The sequence below is a fragment of the Planktothrix sp. FACHB-1365 genome, from assembly GCF_014697575.1.
In the GTDB taxonomy this organism is placed as follows: domain Bacteria; phylum Cyanobacteriota; class Cyanobacteriia; order Cyanobacteriales; family Microcoleaceae; genus Planktothrix.
This window is the reverse complement of sequence record NZ_JACJSC010000006.1, coordinates 31,656-50,635: the sequence shown is the minus strand read 5'-3', so window position 1 is coordinate 50,635 and position 18,980 is coordinate 31,656. Positions and strand designations below refer to the sequence as shown.

16 protein-coding genes and 1 pseudogene are annotated in these 18,980 nt (G+C 38.7%); 10 read left to right on the top strand and 7 right to left on the bottom strand.

Translation table 11 applies throughout. The features are described from left to right. Nucleotides 1-171: 171 nt before the first annotated feature. Nucleotides 172-3,645 carry a GAF domain-containing protein gene (locus H6G57_RS09990; RefSeq protein ID WP_190518167.1) on the bottom strand — a complete coding sequence of 1,158 codons (3,474 nt, stop codon included), beginning with the start codon at nucleotides 3,643-3,645 and terminating at the stop codon, nucleotides 172-174. A 185-nt stretch (nucleotides 3,646-3,830) separates the two neighbouring features. Between H6G57_RS09990 and H6G57_RS09985 the strand changes: the two genes are divergently transcribed. Then, on the top strand, nucleotides 3,831-4,253 hold the full coding sequence (locus H6G57_RS09985) for a mannan-binding lectin (RefSeq protein WP_190518161.1): 423 nt from the start codon (nucleotides 3,831-3,833) through the stop codon (nucleotides 4,251-4,253). 78 nt (nucleotides 4,254-4,331) lie between these two features. On the opposite strand, the gene H6G57_RS09980 is transcribed toward H6G57_RS09985, so the two are convergent. After that, complete coding sequence (locus H6G57_RS09980; RefSeq protein ID WP_199314154.1) at nucleotides 4,332-6,245, bottom strand: AAA-like domain-containing protein; 1,914 nt, start codon at nucleotides 6,243-6,245, stop codon at nucleotides 4,332-4,334. A gap of 228 nt (nucleotides 6,246-6,473) precedes the next feature. On the opposite strand from H6G57_RS09980, the gene H6G57_RS09975 reads away from it, so the two are divergent. Continuing rightward, on the top strand, nucleotides 6,474-8,999 hold the full coding sequence (locus tag H6G57_RS09975; protein WP_190518159.1) for a GAF domain-containing protein: 2,526 nt from the start codon (nucleotides 6,474-6,476) through the stop codon (nucleotides 8,997-8,999). Between the two features lie 252 nt (nucleotides 9,000-9,251). Here H6G57_RS09975 and H6G57_RS09970 read toward each other — a convergent pair whose 3' ends face one another. Both H6G57_RS09970 and H6G57_RS09965 read right to left on the bottom strand, forming a co-directional pair. Then, on the bottom strand, nucleotides 9,252-10,457 hold the full coding sequence (locus tag H6G57_RS09970; RefSeq protein ID WP_242048935.1) for a glycoside hydrolase family 10 protein: 1,206 nt from the start codon (nucleotides 10,455-10,457) through the stop codon (nucleotides 9,252-9,254). Nucleotides 10,458-10,568: 111 nt separating this feature from the next. Further along, a complete protein-coding gene (locus H6G57_RS09965; protein WP_190518151.1) occupies nucleotides 10,569-11,792 on the bottom strand; it encodes a DUF1501 domain-containing protein in 1,224 nt (407 codons plus the stop codon). Between the two features lie 151 nt (nucleotides 11,793-11,943). Between H6G57_RS09965 and H6G57_RS09960 the strand changes: the two genes are divergently transcribed. From H6G57_RS09960 to H6G57_RS09950, 3 genes are all read left to right on the top strand, one after another. Beyond that, nucleotides 11,944-12,483 carry a peptidoglycan-binding protein gene (locus tag H6G57_RS09960; RefSeq protein ID WP_190518149.1) on the top strand — a complete coding sequence of 180 codons (540 nt, stop codon included), beginning with the start codon at nucleotides 11,944-11,946 and terminating at the stop codon, nucleotides 12,481-12,483. 20 nt (nucleotides 12,484-12,503) lie between these two features. Further along, complete coding sequence (locus H6G57_RS09955; RefSeq protein ID WP_190518143.1) at nucleotides 12,504-12,929, top strand: DUF29 family protein; 426 nt, start codon at nucleotides 12,504-12,506, stop codon at nucleotides 12,927-12,929. 103 nt (nucleotides 12,930-13,032) lie between these two features. Then, entirely contained in the window at nucleotides 13,033-13,323 is a 291-nt protein-coding gene (locus tag H6G57_RS09950; protein WP_190518142.1) for a hypothetical protein, read from the top strand. Here H6G57_RS09950 and H6G57_RS09945 read toward each other — a convergent pair. From H6G57_RS09945 to H6G57_RS09935, 3 genes are all read right to left on the bottom strand, one after another. Beyond that, a complete protein-coding gene (locus tag H6G57_RS09945) occupies nucleotides 13,286-13,519 on the bottom strand; it encodes a type II toxin-antitoxin system HicB family antitoxin (RefSeq protein ID WP_190518140.1) in 234 nt (77 codons plus the stop codon). The two genes, H6G57_RS09950 and H6G57_RS09945, sit on opposite strands and share 38 nt — an antisense overlap. A 91-nt stretch (nucleotides 13,520-13,610) precedes the next feature. Beyond that, a complete protein-coding gene (locus tag H6G57_RS09940; RefSeq protein WP_190518138.1) occupies nucleotides 13,611-14,246 on the bottom strand; it encodes an ImmA/IrrE family metallo-endopeptidase in 636 nt (211 codons plus the stop codon). After that, on the bottom strand, nucleotides 14,247-14,585 hold the full coding sequence (locus tag H6G57_RS09935) for a RodZ family helix-turn-helix domain-containing protein (RefSeq protein WP_190518131.1): 339 nt from the start codon (nucleotides 14,583-14,585) through the stop codon (nucleotides 14,247-14,249). A 318-nt stretch (nucleotides 14,586-14,903) separates the two neighbouring features. Between H6G57_RS09935 and H6G57_RS09930 the strand changes: the two genes are divergently transcribed. From H6G57_RS09930 to H6G57_RS09915, 5 genes and pseudogenes are all read left to right on the top strand, one after another. Beyond that, nucleotides 14,904-15,164 (top strand): hypothetical protein, encoded by a 261-nt coding sequence (locus tag H6G57_RS09930; protein ID WP_190518129.1) that lies wholly within the window; start codon nucleotides 14,904-14,906, stop codon nucleotides 15,162-15,164. A gap of 108 nt (nucleotides 15,165-15,272) precedes the next feature. After that, nucleotides 15,273-15,404, top strand: a complete 132-nt coding sequence (locus H6G57_RS29380; protein ID WP_255528352.1) for a hypothetical protein — start codon at nucleotides 15,273-15,275, stop codon at nucleotides 15,402-15,404. A 617-nt stretch (nucleotides 15,405-16,021) separates the two neighbouring features. After that, nucleotides 16,022-17,731 (top strand): group II intron reverse transcriptase/maturase, encoded by a 1,710-nt coding sequence (gene ltrA, locus H6G57_RS09925; RefSeq protein WP_309235829.1) that lies wholly within the window; start codon nucleotides 16,022-16,024, stop codon nucleotides 17,729-17,731. An 86-nt stretch (nucleotides 17,732-17,817) separates the two neighbouring features. Next, nucleotides 17,818-18,393: pseudogene (locus H6G57_RS09920) on the top strand (hypothetical protein); the annotation flags it as partial. 163 nt (nucleotides 18,394-18,556) lie between these two features. Beyond that, the gene (locus tag H6G57_RS09915; protein ID WP_190518126.1) at nucleotides 18,557-18,922 is read left to right on the top strand and encodes a hypothetical protein; all 366 of its coding nucleotides are present in this window, start codon (nucleotides 18,557-18,559) and stop codon (nucleotides 18,920-18,922) included. The last annotated feature ends 58 nt before the right edge of the window (nucleotides 18,923-18,980 follow it).

The window sequence follows — 18,980 nt, the reverse complement described above, 5'->3', positions numbered from 1 at the left end:
GAACTCTAATCTCCCCCTTAGACACAAGGACATTGAACTCTAATTCTCCCCGGAGAAACGAGGACATTGAACTCTAATTCCCCCCTTTCCAAGGGGGGTTAGGGGGGATCTAGGACTAAAAAAAATCAACAAACTTTCGGTTTTCTAGGCTACTTACTCACCCTATAGAGTTTAAGTTTTATTTAAGATATGGGGTAAATCAATCCCGACTTGATTATTGAAAATCTCCATATATCTTAAATCTCGTTCATCAAAACTAACTTTTAAATAATCAGGAATATCATGAATATTTTTCGGATGATAAGGGGGATAATTTCCGGGTTTGCGTTTATTCAGTAATTGCGTTACTCCTAATAATTCCCCATCAAAACTTAATATGGGCATACACAATAAACTACAGGTGCGATAACCCGTTTCTTGATCTGTTCCTTTTGCAGTTTGGGACTCAGGATGATCATACACATCAAAAGGAATCATAATGGGTTTTTTCATTTGGGCAACTTTTCCTGCAAATCCTTCATTTTTATAGATATAAAAGGTTTCTATTGTGCCATCAATTCTCGGAATTCTTGTCCATAATTTATCAGGATCATAAGCATCGACTAACCATAAGGTACTGCGGTCAGCATTGGTTAATTTTTTCGCCGATTCTATCACCGTATACAGAATTTTTTCAGGATCAAACCCAATTTGACGCACGGAATTAATCGCCGATCTTAAAGTGTCTGTAGCCCGTTGTTTTTGCAGGGTACTAATTTCTTGATGGAAGGATTGACACCCCTCTAAAACTTTTATAATAAATTCGGATCGTTTCTCCAGTTGTTGAGTATCTGCGGCAGTAAATCCCTCTTGATTAATCGGATTAAAATTTAAAGCGGAATTATCCGTTAATTTATTTAATAGACGAATCACCGCAATGATGTGTCCTTCGGAATTTATACAGGGAAAAAATAAAGCATTTTGTAAATTTTCCCGTAATGGCGATCGCACTCCAATTTGAAACCAAGGATCATCTAAATTAGAAATTGAGTTGAGAATTAAAGGGGAACCGAATGTTAATAGTTGTTGAGTTAACTTAACATCCGCACTAATAATCAGTTCAATCAGATTATTAGAATTATAAACATCAGGAATAATTGACCAAAACTCTTGTTTATCTTTATTAAAAATAAAAATATCGGTTTGAGTTGCCGTTAATAATTTACTAATGGATTGCATCATAAATTCTAAAATATTATATAACGTGCTATAAAGTTCTTCATCTTTTTGACTTCCCACCGCTTGGCTTAACATCGCCAAGGTGTGATAAACGACTTTTTGCGATTGAAATTCAGCTAATTTTTTTAAGCGTTCATGAACCTTGGCATATTGTAAAATCACCCCAACTCGTTCATTAAAAACCTGCATAGACTGGCGATCATTTTTATCAAAACTAGCTTTAAAATTTTCGGGAGCTTGGGGCCAAAAAGCGGGATTATAATCGGGATAATTACCCGGATTTAATTTATTCACTAATTGAGTTACTCCTAATAATTCCCCATCAGGATTTAAAACAGGCATACATAATAAACTACAGGTGCGATATCCCGTTTCTAAATCCGTTTCTTTGGAGGTTTGAGAATCAGGATGTTGATAAACATCAAAGGGAATAATAATCGGTTCTCTAGTTCGTGCGACTTGACCCGCAAACCCTTCATTAATATGAATTCGCTTTTCGATTAATGTGCCATCCATTTGTCGAATTTTAGTCCAAAGTTCCTGTTGTTCTTCATCGACTAACCACAGGGTACTACGGTCAGCATTCATTAAGTTTTTAGCCGCATCCATCACCCGTTGTAAGATTTCTTTGGTATCTAATTGACTCCCATCTAAAGAACGAGTGGCTTCTGCTAAAGCGGCGGTGGCTTGTAATTTGCGGCTGGCTTGACGACAGGATTGACAACTTTCTAAAAACCGTCGAATATGGGGAGCAAATCGCGTTAATTGTTCTTCATCGGCTTGGTTAAATCCTTCTTCTTTAACCCGTTTAGCTAAGGGTTCGGATTCAAACAGATTGGCTTTCAGTTTATTCAATAATTGAATAACAGCCACAACTTCTTTAGCGTGATTACAAATAGGATAAGCTAAAACATTATAGGTATGATAGCCATATTTTTGATCGGCTAATTTGACTAAATTAGAACGAGGATCATCATAAACATTGTGAGGAATATTAATAATATTTTTGGTTTTTGCGGCTTGTCCAGCAATTCCTTCTCCAACGGGAACTTGAATATTAAGGAATTCATTCGTTTGATTTTCAGCGACTAAAGACCACAGTTCTGTTTTTTCTGCATTTAATAGATAAATGGTAGCGCGATCTGCTTTTAATAAATCTCCTAATTTTAGGGTAATTTGTCGTAAGACTTCATAAATGACTTCATCAGAACTGCTTCCCTCGGCGACTCGACGAATTTGGGTTTCTAACAGTTGAACTTTGAGTTTAGCCAGGGTTTGGATAAATTCGGGTTCAATCACGGCTAATTCATCTCGTAACTCCGCTAAGGCTTTTTGACACCAACTCGAAGTAAATACCTCTTTATAAATGCGATTTCTAATTTCTAAGGTTCCTTCTCGTTTACTAACTAAACCCGATAACCGCAATTCCATTTGTTCTAAACTATTATCGGCTAAAATTCTCCCCTTTTCTCTGATTTTTTGATATAATTTTAACAAGTCAATACTGCGATTTTTCTGACGAAGGAGCCGATCTCGAATCGTTCTTAAATGTTCCGGTTCGTCTTGGTGTTCCCAATTATTAATGACGTGCGATCGCACAAATTTCTCGACCCATTCCGCCTCGGAACCCAGGGGGATACTATCAGGAGATTTAACAATTAATTTACAGATTTTTTGGGTTAAAAAGGGTTGTCCTGATGTCCAATCAAGAATCGCATCTAATAAGGCTTGGGGATGTTCGGATTTCAGTTTTAATCCTTCCGCAATAGGTTGAGCTTCGTGGGATTGAAACCCATGTAATTCAATGCCATAACCACAATCAAAGGGTAAACTATTATAGTTGGCATCCTTCATCAAATCATAGGGAGAAGCGACTCCTAAAATGGCAAAGGTTAAACGGTTATATTCGGGAAGATCGGCACGTTTATTATAACAAGCTCTGAGTAATCCTAAAAATTCATTGGCTAAGTCCGGTAATCTCAATAAACTATCAATTTCATCAATAAAAATTATAATATTTTTTTCAATTAATAAAGGATGTTTTAATAAAATATCATGAATAAATTTATTAAAGCGATTCATCGGGGATAAATCCGATTCTCGACAGCCTTGTTTAAAACTATCAATGGATTCTAAAAGATTAAAGTTTTCAGCTAAACTATCAATAATATCGGCATAAAATTGTTTGCGGGTTAAGTCGGAACTAATAATAGCCGTTAAATCAATAGACGCACAAGCTAACCCCTGTTCTTGAAGTTTACGCATGGTTTTAACGCGCAAACTAGATTTCCCCATTTGACGACAAGTTAACACATAACAAAACATTCCTCCCATAAGTTGATGATATAATTCATGATCAGCTTTTCTCCAAACATAAGTCGGAGAATCGGGGGGTAAACTGCCACCAACTTTATATTCATAATTCATACCTACCTCCAGGGAATTGTATAGCAGGTAACAACCCTTACCCCAGTATACATTAAGAATAAAAACCCCATAAAGATGTATTGTAAATACTGTAGAGTATGCTATATTATAGAAAAGAGTAAAAAGGTTAACCAACTCGTTTAACCAGACGTTCAAACCAACTAAACCTTTCCCAGTAACAAATCATGTCTACTAATTTCAAACCCTCCAAAATAGAAAAATTCTGGCTATCTATTGGTACAGTAGTTATTGGCTGTTCTGCTAGTTTTGCTGTGTCTAGCCCAGCTTTTGCTCTCGATATTAAAGCTGGCCCAATCTGGAATAATGAGGATGCAAAAGTTAAGTGTCCAGTCGCTGTTGAAGTTTATGATGTTGAATGGAATGGTCAGTGGAAAACCACTGTAGAGGGAGAAATGTCGGTTTGTGGTACTGACGCGACCTCTCTACCTAATATTGGCTTACCCGGAGATGTGAATGCTGGCCCGATCTTGAATGATAATGATGCCAAACTGAAATGTCCAGTGGCAGCAATCGCAGCGAATGGCACTTGGAACGGTCAGTGGAAAACGACTCTACCCGGAAAAATGTCAGTTTGTAGTATTAAATAAGCCACCTCTTATCATCATGAACTCATAAATAATCAAAGCAGTGGGTCATTGTTTCGACAGTGACTCACTACGGAGTCTTTATTCTACTGAAATCTGATAAACCTGCATAGAACCAATGCCTTTTAACTCTCTAAATTCACTCTTAATAATATTCAAACCCAGATGACGTTTAACAGCTTCATAAACCATTGAAGAAATACAAATTCCCCTCGGATACGCTTCAACTTGCAAACGTGCTGCAATATTGACCCCATCTCCATAGACATCATTCCCATTAAAATAAACCTCCGCGAGATGAATGCCAATACGATGTTCTAAAATAGCATCAGAGGGTAATTCAGAGGCAGCAGTTATCAATGTTTTTTGAATTTCTTGAGCGCATTGAACCGCTTTTACCACCGAAACAAAATACATCAGTAACCCATCTCCGACTGATTTTAAAACCTGTCCTTCAAATTGTTGACACAATCGGGTCATTAAATTCAAATCTCTAAAAACAGCTGCTAAGGTAGGTTCTTGATTTTGATGATGTTTTTGCGCTGAATCTTTGACATCTGTAAACATAATAGCCGCTAAAATATTTCTCGTCTGCTCAGGAATAAGTTCTAGGTTTTCTAATCGTTTTTCTGTTGAAGGCAATGTGAGCAGGGAAGATTTTAAACGATCTCGAAAATATTCTCGATATAAGGTTTTTCTAATTTCTACTTGATTTCCTTGTAAATAAACTAACCCCATACTATTGAGATCAAAGGCTAATTTTGATTTTAACTCAATGGGTTGTTCCGATTCCACAACGGTTCTAAATGCTTGGGCGAGTTCAGGATATTTTTCTAAATTCCAAAGATGTAATCGTAAATAATCCGCATAAATTCCTGTATCCTTGGGAGCGTCTTCTAAAATTTGTTTTAAACTGATTTTTTCGCGCACCATTTTATAAAAAGCAACCCGCAATAAATGGGGATGTCCTCCCAGCATCTCCATCAATTTCTCTATTTCAAAAGGCGTTAATTTAAACCCATGTCTCCGAGCAAGTTCCTGGACTTGTTGGGTATTTAATTCTGGGAGTTTGGCATCTAATCCCACATTAAAGGGAGATTGATGAATATCTAACGGAATATAAACTTCCGTCCCGTGAGCAATAATTAAATGCAGGTTTTTCCAAATCTCAATTTGTTTGGATTTTTCATGCCAAGCTCTCAGTAAACCAAAAAAATCATCGGCAATTTTTTCATGTTGAAAAATTCGATCAACTGCATCTAACCCTAAAACTAACGGTTGCCCTAATGTTGGTAATAAATATCGAGCAAAATAGTTCGTACAATTATTTTTACTCCCTAATTCTTCATCCCAATATTGATTCAGTTGCATGGGGAGTTGTAAATCATCCGCCACCATTGCACAAAAACGCCGTAAAAATCGATTCAAATCTGCAAAAACTTCATTATCTGTTAACTCAAAATTCACAACAACGGTACGACAACCTTGACGTTGAGCATGGTTTAACAGTCTCGCCATTAAAGAAGTTTTCCCCATCTGTTTTGGCCCTTTAATACGAATTAAACTTCCAGGTTTGATAATTTCTTCATAGGCTTGAGATTCAATCGGAGGACGTTCAATATAAAAAGGAGAAGATAAATTAACTTGACCGCCAGGTAATTCTAGTTCAAAATTTAGGGTTTCCTGAGATTTTTCTAAGGGTTGATTTGAGGAATTAAATGTATCTTGTTTTTTGAATAATTCTTGTAAAATTAACCGCACCGTTTTAATCCCAACTTTTTCTCCCGTTGCGTCTGAAAGTAGTTTCCATAAATTGGGGGCTAAAATGGTTTGAACCGTATTTTCACTATACCCGATGATCCGAATTTCCTTGAGTTTAGCGCCAAGCAGTGCTTGTCTGAGGATCGCCTCTTGAACTTGATCCAAAGGATTTTGAGTCCGATTAATAACCAGATGTTTAGCAAATTGAATTAGCTCTAAGACCTCTACATCCATGATCAGGCCCTCTTGCTTCCCCTTTTTCTTTTAAAATACCATGAATTTTATGAATTTTATGAATTTTATGAAGAATTAGGGGAATCTGGTGATAAAAATCTTGAATTTTATGATTTTTTTGATGAAGGATTAGGCTTTTATTTTTGGAAAATGTCAATATACTAGATTTAGAGAGATGAGCTATAGTTTCCATTTACCTCTTTATTTTTTATTAATCAGGGCAAAACGATGAACCTTTCCACTCAAGTTGCTTTATCTCCACAAACCTTGAGGATTTCAGAGTTTATTGCACCTCTGACACCCAGCAATTTTCGCACGGAAATGAAGTCCGTTGAGCAACAGCTTAAAACGGTGTACCAAACTCTAGCAATGTTGCGAGTGAGTAATCATAGTTTTGAAGCTTTTCTCAATGAAATGCTGAATGCAATTACCCTAAAAATTGGAGAACTTTTAGGGGCAGATCGGACAACAGTTTTCTTGCTGGATGAAGACCAAAATGAACTTTGGTCATTAATTGCTAAAGATGAAGGAAAAGGCTCTTTAGAAATTAGAATTCCTCTGACTCAAGGAATTGCGGGTAAAGTCGCTCGTTCTAAGGAAAAAATTAATATTCCCTTTGATTTTTATGAATATCCAGAAGCGGCTTCTGCAAAAGCATTAGATCAAGAAACCGGGTATCGAACCTACACAATGTTAACGTTACCCTTGTTAAATGATCAAGGAAAATTAGTTGCGGTTGTGCAACTGTTAAATAAACTCAAAAAAGATAGCCCTGCGGGTTTACTCCTACAAGAACGAATAGATTTTTCTGGGTTTACGGTCAATGATGAAACTTTATTCGCTGAGTTTTCACCGTTAATTCAGTTAATTATTGAAAGTTCTCAATCTTTTTATGATGCCACTCAAAAACAACGGGCGGCGGAAGCTTTATTAGAAGCAACTCGTTGTTTGGCTTCCAGTCGTTTAAATTTGGAAGAAACCCTGAAACGGGTGATGAATGAAGCTAAAAAATTAATGAATGCAGATCGCAGTACCATCTGGTTATTAAATGATGAAAAAACGGCGTTATGGGCTAAAATTCCTCAACAGGATGGCACGTTAAAAACGATTACGGTTCAAGTGGGGCAGGGGTTTGCGGGAAAAGTTGCCCAAACGGGTAAACCTGTGAATATTTCTTTTGATTTATACAATCATCCTGATGCAAATACTTCTAAAAAAGTTGATCAAACAACGGGTTATCGGACGTGCAGTTTATTGTGTATGCCTGTCTTTAATGCCGATGAAGAATTAATTGGGGTAACGCAATTAGTGAATAAACGGAGACAGGGGGATTTTCCTGATTATAATCCTGGAGATTGGCCGAATGCTCCTGAATGTTTTAAAGCCAGTTTTAATCGTAGTGATCAAGATTTTATGGAGGCGTTTAATATTCAAGCGGGAGTGGCGATTCAAAATGCTAAATTGTTTGAAACCGTTAAACAACAATATGCCAAAATTCAACAACAAGAACAAATGCAACGGGATATGCTCCGCAGTTTAACAAACGGTGTGATTTCCACCAATTCCCAAGGTGAAATTATTGCCGCTAATCCCAGCGCAAATCGGTTGTTAGGGTTCAGTGAAACTGATTCCTTAGAAGGCAAATCAATTTTTGAATTAGTCCGCTTAAAAGGGGCTGATTTTCCCTATTGGTTTAATACAGCGTTAACCGGAAAAAATGAAAAATCTCGTCAACAATTTTATCCTGATCAAACTTTAATTTCCGGTCAAAAATCAGAATCTAGTGTGCATTTATCGATTAATTCTATAGCCGATGCAGGGAATCAACAAAATATTTATGGGGCTTTAGTGGTGATGGATGATATTAGCGATGAAAAACGGCTAAAAAGTACCATGTATCGCTATATGACCCAGGAGTTAGCCGAACAATTATTAGCCAGTGGGGATGCTAAATTAGGAGGCGATCGCAAGGAAGTTTCTGTTTTATTTTCTGATATTCGAGGCTATACAAACCTTGTGGAAAGTATGGATGCAGAAGCCGTTGTGGGAATGCTAAATGAATATTTTAATGTGATGGTTGAACCCATTTTTAATCATAAAGGAACCCTAGATAAATATATGGGGGATGCCATTATGGGGGTTTTTGGTTCACCGATTCCCTTAGAAGATCATGCCTGGAAAGCGGTACAAACAGCTTTAGATATGCGGTCAGCTTTAATTCAATTTAATCAGCAAAGACTTGATCAAAAACAACCTCCTATTCGCATTGGAATTGGGATTCATTCAGGAAATGCTATTAGTGGAAATATTGGTCATTCTCGACGGATGGAATTTACGGTTATTGGGGATGATGTTAATTTAGGATCGCGGTTAGAAGGGACAACTAAACGCTATAATTGTGATATTATTATTAGTGGCAGTACCTATCAGCTTTGTGCGGATCGATTAATCGTTCGAGAGTTAGATATTGTTCGGGTTAAAGGCAAAACCCAACCTGTTTCTCTCTATGAATTAGTAGGGGAAAAATCGGCTATTATTTCTGATCAAAAATTGGAAGCGATCACCCTTTATGAAACGGGACGCAAAGCCTATTTGGATCAAGATTTTACCACTGCATTAGGCAAGTTTGCAGCCGTATTATCCCTAACTCCCGAAGATTCGGCCGCCACCCTACATATTCAACGCTGTCAACATTGGTTAAAAACCCCGTTACCTGCTCATTGGGATGGGGTAGAAAACTTAACAGAAAAGTAATTTTAATTCAATTCAAACCTAAAATTTGCATTGAAATAATATGAAATCCTCAAATCTTTGCTACGCATCCGTCCCCTGTAGAGACGTTGCATGCAACGTCTCTACAGGGGTTTTGGGAATAATCTGTAGTATCAATTGAACGATGGAATATAAGTTGTTAAACATTTCAAATGGATTAAGAAGTTCAGGGTCGAGAATTTCTAACGACCCTATATCAGCACGAATTAAACAAGAGAGACTGACGATTAATTTTTATCTCAAAAATGCCCTCGAAGCCGGATAATAAAATAGGGATTGAAATTTAGATTGTCGTTCTTGTATGGGTTCCGGTGCTTCATCCCATAAACTTTCATAGAAAAAGAACGAAAATCCTAAGCCATTTTGACGGGCGGCTTGTACCTTGGCTTGAATTTGATTCATCCCAATGGGTCGATTTCTTAACCCGGTTAAAATCCCCACTCCCGTTGGAATTTTACTCCTGGCTTCTTGAATTTCTGCTTTCGTTATTTCTCTAACAAAACTCGGTAAATCTGGACGATAAATCTGCACAATTAACTCATCAACTAGATTTTTTTTCACCCAACCCACCCAATCTTGGAGATGACTATTATAAGCAGTATGATAGGGATTGGGAGCAATCGAAAAAATCGCTTTCGGATTTTTTTCTTTCACCGCTTTACGCAATTTTTCAACAAATTCTGTAATTTTATTCGCCCGCCAACGCACCCAAGCTTCATCTTTCGGGTTACTAGGAGGGGATGCTTTCATTTCTTGTTGATACAACTTAATCGTATAGGGATCATAACCAAATTCAATAGGTAAACTCAAGTGATCATCAAATTGAATTCCATCTCCTTGATATTGGGTCATGACTTCTATCACTAAATCGATGATTAATTGTTGTACCTGGGGATGAAACGGATTTAACCAAACCACTTCCCCCGCCACACCTTCCCAGGTTAAACTTCCATCTTGGCGACTGGTTAACCACTGCGGATGATTTAAGGCTAATTCGGATGACGGGGGGGCCATAAATCCAAACTCAAACCAAGGTATTACTAATAACCCTTTTTGATGACTTTGGGTAATTAAATCTGCTAAAACATCCTGTCCCTGTAACCCTCGACGAATAAAGGGTTGAAACCCCTTTGCTTGAGCTATTCCACTCGGATAAAACACATAACCTGAATTCCAAACTACGGGATAAATTGTATTAAAATTTAACCGGGCTAATTGATTCACCGCTTCCTGTAATTTAGCATGATCTCGCACAATATCACTATCATTTGTTGTCATCCAAACACCCCGAATTTCAGGGGACAATTGAGGGGGAATCGCAATACCTGGATAGGCGGATAGTAAAATTGTTAATCCTATCCCCAAAACCATTAAAGAAATTGATTTTAGGATTCGTACTGTCTGTTTAGAAAAATGCGATCGCCACGAACTTTTCGCCATGAAATCCAATTGCATAAGTGTATAGAAGAAATCAGCAATTCAGCAGAGAACCCTGTGTTTTTTAGAATATTTTAATAATTTACCAAATTTTGCTGATCTTCTAACATTGAATTAGGATTTTAGAGTTTGAGAGAAGGTAAAGTTCGGGAACACTCGAAGCAGTTGCTCGGAATTCAGTTTAAAATTACTCAATAAAATCTGAGCAATGACCTCTCTAAAGTCGGTTGTTACCCTTAAATCCCGTTGTTCAAATAACTCGGATTTCGCTAAACCGGGCCATTTACCATAAACTTTTCCCCCTTGAACTGCCCCCCCTAACAGCCACATCACGTTCCCATAGCCATGATCCGTCCCCCCATTGCCATTTTCGTGAACCGTGCGCCCAAATTCTGACATGACCACTACGGTTGTATCCCGATAAACCTCTCCCAACCGTTCCACTAACACCGCTAACCCTTCAGCTAAAGGATTTAAACGATTCGCTAAGACTCCGGTAGCTGCCCCCTGATTAATGTGGGTGTCCCATCCTCCCAAAGCCATAAACGCCAGTTGAATACTGGGATCTCGAACTAACAAACTCGCCAGTTGTCGGGCTTCCCCCGCAAATCCCTTGGGTAAGGGAGCTCCTTGGTTAGCGGTTTCCATTTCCGCGTCTAATTCCTTGAGCAATTGTTCACGGGCACTTCTGCCTTCTCGATAGGCTAGACTCAGAGCATCGTTACTCGCGTAGAGTTGATCAAAGGCAGCCTTGACTTGATCTCCGTCAATGGGGAGTTCGCGGGTACTATTAGAATTGAGGGTAATATTGGCAACGGATTGAGAACCCGATAAGATTCGCGGAATCACAGTTCCCACACTGACGGCTTCAACAGGAGTGTGTCCGGGTAACACCCCTAATAAACGGTTCATCCAGCCATCGGGGGTTTTTTGACTGTTGGGGGTTCCCGTTTCTAACTGATCCTGGGCTTCAAAGTGAGAACGATTAGAAATCGGAGAACCTACCGCATGAATAAAAGCTAAACTGCCTTGTTTCCAGAGAGGCATTAGGGGGGATAAAGCCGGATGAATCCCAAAAAAACCATCTAAATCCAAGACCCCTTTTTCGGTTCCGGGTTTGGGAATAGCAATCACAGGACGGGCGGCATAATATTCCGGTTCAGCATAGGGAACCACCACGTTTAACCCATCAATTCCACCCCGAAGAAAAATTACAATTAACCGTTTTGGGGAGGGGGAAACTGCAAAGCTTTTTGCAACCCATCCCTGAGTTCCGAAGGTTGCGATCGCTGATGTTCCGACAAGACCCACAAATTTTAAAAATTGTCGTCTTTCCATTCTGTTAACCTCATTGATCCTCGCAGAAATTAAGATAATTTTTATTAACTAGGTTAGACTCATGACTTAAGATAGAGAAGATAGTGTTAACTGTTGTTTAGTATTCCCATAGCCTAACACAAAACCGGAACATTGAAAGGAGAATTTAAGCATGATTTTAAAGCGCGGTGAATTAGGGGCTAAGGTTCGAGAAATTCAATATCAGTTAGAACGGTTAGGTTATAATATTGGGCGGTTTGGAATGCCCTTTGATGAACAATTAGAAGCAACGATTAAAGCCTTTCAAGAAGAAATGGAATTACCCATTGATGGGATCATTGGGGATGCAACTCGTCTCAAAATTCAAGAAGCCGTAACCGCCATTGAAAATTCTACGGATGTTAATCAAAATTCTGGCTATTCTGCTGAAAATAAACTTCCTCCCGTCCCTAATGAATTAGGAGATTTCCTCAATGGAAATTGGCAACAATGGCGTGTTATTTGTTCTAAAACCTTAAATGCTCGGAGTGGCCCAGGATTTAACTATTCTATCGATATGACTTTTCCCACAGGTACGATGTTAATGCTCCATCCTGAATATCGTTATCCGATTAAATTTGATTCAGTCGGTAAACCTTGGTTAGTCGTTTCTTATCAAGGAGGAGCGTTTTTTATTCGAGCCAATCAACGATTTATTGAGCCTGTTGTTTAATTGAAATTAAATTGAGAATTATGGAAGAACTCTTAACCTTAAAAGCTCTTCTCCTCAAGGGGGATATTGCTGGATCATTAGCTGTTGTTGAAGAATTGGAAGAAATAAGCCGAGATGACAAGATTAATAATATTATTAATTATAGTATTATTTTATTGTTGCATTTAATTAAACAACAAGCGGAAAATAGAACAACTCGCTCTTGGGATATCTCTATCCGCAATTCTATTCGACAAATTCAACGAAAAAATAAACGTCGGAAAGCAGGAGGGTATTACCTTAATTCTGAAGATTTAGCCGAAGGGTTAGAAGCAGCTTATCCTGATGCGATTGATCAAGCTTCTTTAGAAGTCGAAGAAGGACGTTATCAACCGGAAGAATTAGAAAAAATTGTTAATAAACAAGAGATTATTAATCGAGCGTTAGGGTTGATATTAGAGGATTAAAATAGGGGGAATAAAACAGGGTTTCTGTTCCCTGTTACCTAAAGCGTAGCACTATACTTGTATTTAATGATATAATATTTAAAATAATTCAGTTTTAAAACCTATGAATAATGAACAAAATTTATTAGAGAAATGGCGTTTTTTACCCCCAGACAAACAACAAGAAGTTATTGATTTTGTTGATTTTCTAACAATGAGAATTTCTCTTACCAATCCGTCAAACTCTACTGTTACACAACCAACAGAAACACCAAAACCCCAATCAAATTTAGGAATAAAATTACAGGAAATCCGAGAAAAAATCGTTGCTTCTGGTGTCCCTTTACTCAGTGCAGAAGACATCGAACTAGAAAAAGCTAAACGACGGGGGGGATTTCAAGAGGCTGAATCATGACAAAACTCGGTACAATTTCACCATGTTCTAGCTTGTCTGCGATCGCCCGTAAAGCCAACGCCTGAACTCTTACCGTTACCTCTTGTAGAGAGTTCCCATAGACTAACACCCCTGGAATCTCAGGAATTTCTGCGATCCAGCGTCCATCCTCTTCCTGTTCTGTCTCAATCGTTAAATGTTCTAAAAATTTACCCATAAAATATTTTCCGTTTGATCACCTTACTATCAACAAAAAGAGGCGGAGCCTCCTTAAAAACATTCCAAGGCGGGAGCCTTGGAACGAGGGGTTAGGCAGCTTTTCCGGGGTAGATTGTACGTTCCCCTTTAGGAATCGAAATCCAACCCAATTCTTGTAAACGATTCGTTAAATTAGAAATACTCACCCCCAACTCATCTTTAATTTTATAGAGGTGTCGCCATTGCGTTAAATCTCGTCCTTGGCGTTTTTCATCTAAAACATGGCGAGGCATTAATAAACAACTGGCAAAATATTGCGCTTGCCATTCAATTGAAGCCAGATGAGATTCCATCGTAGCACCTCGACAAACAAAGGGTTCATCCAATTGATTGTCCGAAGATTCTGATGCTCCCAACTCTAATTGATCATGATTAATATGTAATACCCAATGACCGATTTCATGGGCAATGGTAGACTCAATAAAGCCCTTGGGTTTTTCTTGAATTTCCTCATTAATTTCGATGAGTCGTTCCGTTGGCAAGATTCGAGCCGCGATCGCCCCGTGATCATCGGGGGGAATGCAATCCCAAACCACCCCTAAATCGAGGAAATCTGCCACAAAAGAAGCCTCAAACGGCCACTCTGGGGCAAAATTTGGCGTGGTTTGCATCCGTCGCAAGAGATCATTGGCCCGACGCTCAATCGACTCTCGACGATAAAAGCGGTACGGCTTCAGGATACTCACTTATTCAACCTCCCGGACAGCCTCAAAAATTTGTTGGGCAAAGTTGGGATTTTCCTGCATTCGGCGGAATAATGCCGTCATGCTCTTATTATTTTCTTTGAGAAATGCCTCATAATGCTGAGGGATTCGCCCAGCTAAGAAGATTAACTCCTCCTCATCTAAACCCAGATTCCGCGCCAACCCCCGAATCACGTCTTCTTTGGGTGGGTAGTCCGCGCGATCATTCTCCAGCTTCGATAAATAGGTGAAATCCACTTGCAACAACGCCGCTAACTGACGCTGTGAGTAGGCTTTCTCTTTACGAGCCTGACGAATTAGCTTTCCAAAGGTTTGTTCCACAGTACATTCCTCCTGACTCCCATAATAAACTGGTTTGAAGAAAATTTCAACCCGCTACAACCAGTCTACTGCTTACACGCCGTAAGAAGGTAGAGATTGGAAAATCAGGATAAAAAATTTTGATCTCAGACTTGACGATTGAGTCAACATTGACTAAGATAGGGTTAGTTGAACAAAAGTTCAATACCCAAACGTCTCCCCTAGCGTTTGTTGTAAAAGCCAGATCATTCAACTTTAATCGGGTGGTGTACGAACCCAATCAATTTGGGATTGAGGTTTTGATCAAAAACCCAAAATCCATACAGGAGGAAAACTGCCATGCTCAGAACTTGGACAGATACGCACTACAAATTAGAAGACGATGATTGGCTTTATATTACTACCCATGAAGAACAAGGTTCAGCATCGTTAATATGTCCGGGTTATGCACGGGATGGGGAAGGATTTAGTATTCATTTTACCACCGCTCATACCCATTTGTTAGAGCATTTGTTGGCAGCTTTACGCATTCTTAAAGCTCAACAAGAGGCATTTTATTCTTATCCTGAACCAGAAAAACAATCCCATTTAATTCGATAGAAAATTGCTGAATTAAAACCAACTTAGGGCGAGGAAATTTAAACTCGGATTACTCGCCCTGATCCAGAAAATTTGTGTTTAAATTTCAGAAAAATAAAGGAAAAGAAAATGACAAAAACATTAGAAAAAGCAACTTTTACCGTTTTTGGAGCCAAACCCAAAGAAGCTTTATTAGTTCCTGAAATTCCGATTGCAGTTCGCAATAATTGTCAGGCGGGACAGTGGAGTGCGATTCGTTAGCTAGAAACCAATCCCGGAAGGGATTTGGGGGATTAGCTGCAAGGAAAATTTTCCTTGACAACTTAGTAATCATGAGGGTGAAAGTCCCTCCTCTCAGGTGCAAGAGATGAAAGCGTATTCCCCAAGGTAGAGACTAGCCATCAATCCTTGAAGCGGGAATAAACGGCGGTAATTCTAAACCTAATAGAAAATCCCGTCTAGCAAGAATCTATGGGTAGCATAAGCAAAGGTGAATGAACTATCGTTACCGCTAACCAGTGAAAATAGGTTGATACACTGGAGCCAAAAGGCAATGAACATATAGGATATTTAAGTCTACCACCGACTTAAATTTGCACTATCCGTTCCGGTAGAGAACACCACCCTAAAGATTGAATCAATGATTACTAGGAACGAAGTAACTCAACCGAGGTTTCTCTGTAAGGTCGAATCACAGAGTAGTCAGCTAAGACGCAATATCTTGTTAATAAAAAAACAACAAGAACACGGTTGAGCAGGATTGGGTCAGAAGCAAACGCCTTTAAGAAATTAAAGGATACGCCGACGGACTCACGATAATTCAGAATGTAGAGTTGCCAGTAGCAATTAATATGTCTAATACGAGAGTCAAGACTACGTTGGAATGGAATAAACTCAATTGGCGGACAATCGAACGCCGAGTTTACAAGTTGCAAAAACGAATCTACAAAGCTGCTTTGCGTGGCGATGTCAAGGTAGTAAGAAAGCTTCAAAAAACCCTGTTAAATTCCTGGTCAGCAAAATGTTTAGCGGTTAGACGGGTAACACAAGACAACCAAGGCAAAAAGACGGCAGGTGTGGATGGTGTTAAATCACTAACCCCAAAGCAACGTCTAAGTTTGGTAGGGCGTTTAAAACTAACAGGAAAAGCTAAACCGACTCGTCGAGTTTGGATTCCAAAACCTGGAAAAGAAGAAAAACGCCCATTAGGAATACCCACAATATTTGACCGAGCATTACAAGCCTTAGTAAAACTGGCAATGGAACCCGAATGGGAAGCCAAATTTGAGCCAAATAGCTATGGTTTCAGACCAGGAAGATCATGTCACGATGCCATTGGGCAAATCTATAACGTCATCAACAAAGGTCATAAATACGTCCTTGATGCGGATATAGCTCAATGCTTTGACAAAATCAACCATGATGTACTCATCAAGAAAATCGGAACTTTCCCAAAACTCAACCGACAAATAAGAGCCTGGTTAAAATCAGGAGTAATGGACGGGGACAGGTTATTTCCAACCATTGAAGGAACACCCCAAGGAGGTGTAATCTCACCACTATTGGCAAATATAGCCCTACATGGTTTGGAAACACTGATTATCAAAGCCTTTCCTCACAAAGTTCATTACAAATATGGGAGAGAAAATGGAAAGAGAACTCAAACCTATCTGGGATACACACCTAAAGCCCATGTAGTAAGATACGCCGATGATTTTGTTATCTTGCACGAAAATTTAGAAGTTATTCTAAAATGCAAGGAAATGATTGCAGAATGGCTAAAAGAGTTAGGTCTTGAGCTAAAAGAATCCAAAACAAGGATTTGCCATACCCTAAAAGAATTAGAAGATAATAACCCAGGATTTGATTTCTTAGGGTTTAATATCCGACAATTTGATGCTGGAAAATACAGAACAGCACATGACAGATATGGCAATGAACTAGGGATAAAAACAATTATCACCCCTAGCAAAGGAAAAGTAAAAGAACATTACAAAGCTATTGCAAAAATAATTGACACCCATAAAGCTGCTCCACAAGAAGCACTAATAAGTCGATTAAACCCGCTTATCCAAGGATGGGCAAACTATTATTCAGGCGTAGCAAGTTCCGATATTTTCCGAGATCTTGACTATTGGATTTTCTGGAAATTAGTGGCATGGTCGCACAAAAGACACGATAAATCTAAACAATGGACAGCTAGTAAATACTGGAAAACCATCGAAGGAAGCAACAAATTTGCCTGTCTCCAAAATGGAAAAGTTGTCGCTGTATTAAAACAGCATAAAGATACCTCTATTGAGAGACATATTAAAGTCAAAGGAAATGCAAGTCCTTATGATGGCAACCTGAAATACTGGGGTTCAAGAATGGGTAAAGTACCAGGAGTTCCAAAAGTAGTAGCAACGCTGTTAAAGCAACAGAAGAATCAATGCTCATACTGTGGATATTATTTCTGGGAAGAAGACGTGTTAGAAGTGCATCATAAAGACAGGAATCGAAGCAATAATAAGTATTCCAATTTGGAATTACTTCACCGACACTGCCATGATAAATCACACGCTAGTAGTGCCAATGACAATGGCTGAATTGTCGAGGAGCCGTGTGAAGGGAAACTTTCAAGCACGGTTCTGAAGACGAGTAATTTTGGTGACAAAATTGCTTAGTTTAACCAATTGGGGATACAGATTATGGTTCTAAATGTTCCATGACTATTCTTAAGTTTAGCAAATTTTTTGGCAGTTTAGGACAAACAGAACACACTTTATGGGGTCAAATTTGGTTTGTCGCGGAATCAGGAGAACTGCCAAAAGGGGTCGTGATGGTGACGTATTTAAAATCACGAGGATTGAGTGATTTTAACCGTTTAGTGGCTTCTGTTCAAGCGCGAGGTGTTGAACCCGCAACGGGAATTTTTGTTCCTGAATTTACCAAGCATTCCGGTCAAAAACCCGATGAAAATGGAGTCGTAAAACCGATTAATTATTATAGCTTAAAATGGTCTTGGCAGGAACGGACTGATTGGTCTGTGGTGGAACAAGCGGCGGCGGTTTTATCTGATGCGAGTAATTTATCGCGGATGATTGACTTGGAAGGAACCCGAAAAATGGTGTGTTTAGATAACTTACCTCCCCATGAAATTGCCTGTTTAATGGCGGCTTATGCGAAAGGAGAAGAACATTCTGAATTGATGTTAAATTCGGGACAAGATACCGCATTACCTCCGGCTTTAACTCAAGTTTCTGCGTAAGTATTGTAGGAGAATTTATCCCAACATCAGGTGAGGACGGGTTGTATCAATCTAGGTATTTTTCCCGTCCTGACAATATCGGTTTTTATAACAGGTGTTATAAAACTTTACCGATGTTTAAAAGCTGGGTATCATCACTTTGATTTTTTCGTTCTAGGAAAACATGAAAAAAACGATCAAATTAAACCCTCCTGATTCCATTGAGCATCAATTAATGAAAACCTGTGAATTAACGAATCAAGTGCGTCAAGATACGATGCAGGATTTGGAAAATATCGGGGAAGACTTTAAGCATTTATTCTTAGTGATTCAATCGGTTCAACGGAATTATCAAGCGTTGTTAGATCAAAATCAACAATTGCAAAGTTTATTGCTAAACTTGGTTAAAGATTGCTATTGTTGGCAAGGAAATCGGTGTCAAAATTGTCAGAAAATTTTGCACGAACTTGCTAAAAACTCGACAAATCTTGATTCAGAATCTACTGAAAAATATCAAGATATTGTTACTCAACTGCGAAAACGCAATTAACTCTCCACTGGAGATCCAGAATTCCAGTTAATCTAATTACTTATTTTGTATTCGGAGA

Bases quoted from the DNA above. Each gene is read 5' to 3' on its own strand.
- H6G57_RS09915 (WP_190518126.1), top strand. From the start codon at position 18,557: ATGAAAAAAACGATCAAATTAAACCCTCCTGATTCCATTGAGCATCAA.
- H6G57_RS09970 (WP_242048935.1), bottom strand. From the start codon at position 10,457: ATGGCGAAAAGTTCGTGGCGATCGCATTTTTCTAAACAGACAGTACGA.
- H6G57_RS09950 (WP_190518142.1), top strand. From the start codon at position 13,033: ATGAATAATGAACAAAATTTATTAGAGAAATGGCGTTTTTTACCCCCA.
- H6G57_RS09985 (WP_190518161.1), top strand. From the start codon at position 3,831: ATGTCTACTAATTTCAAACCCTCCAAAATAGAAAAATTCTGGCTATCT.
- H6G57_RS29380 (WP_255528352.1), top strand. From the start codon at position 15,273: ATGACAAAAACATTAGAAAAAGCAACTTTTACCGTTTTTGGAGCCAAA.
- H6G57_RS09980 (WP_199314154.1), bottom strand. From the start codon at position 6,245: ATGGATGTAGAGGTCTTAGAGCTAATTCAATTTGCTAAACATCTGGTT.
- H6G57_RS09945 (WP_190518140.1), bottom strand. From the start codon at position 13,519: ATGGGTAAATTTTTAGAACATTTAACGATTGAGACAGAACAGGAAGAG.
- H6G57_RS09990 (WP_190518167.1), bottom strand. From the start codon at position 3,645: ATGAATTATGAATATAAAGTTGGTGGCAGTTTACCCCCCGATTCTCCG.
- H6G57_RS09955 (WP_190518143.1), top strand. From the start codon at position 12,504: ATGGAAGAACTCTTAACCTTAAAAGCTCTTCTCCTCAAGGGGGATATT.
- H6G57_RS09960 (WP_190518149.1), top strand. From the start codon at position 11,944: ATGATTTTAAAGCGCGGTGAATTAGGGGCTAAGGTTCGAGAAATTCAA.
- H6G57_RS09975 (WP_190518159.1), top strand. From the start codon at position 6,474: ATGAACCTTTCCACTCAAGTTGCTTTATCTCCACAAACCTTGAGGATT.
- H6G57_RS09965 (WP_190518151.1), bottom strand. From the start codon at position 11,792: ATGGAAAGACGACAATTTTTAAAATTTGTGGGTCTTGTCGGAACATCA.
- H6G57_RS09930 (WP_190518129.1), top strand. From the start codon at position 14,904: ATGCTCAGAACTTGGACAGATACGCACTACAAATTAGAAGACGATGAT.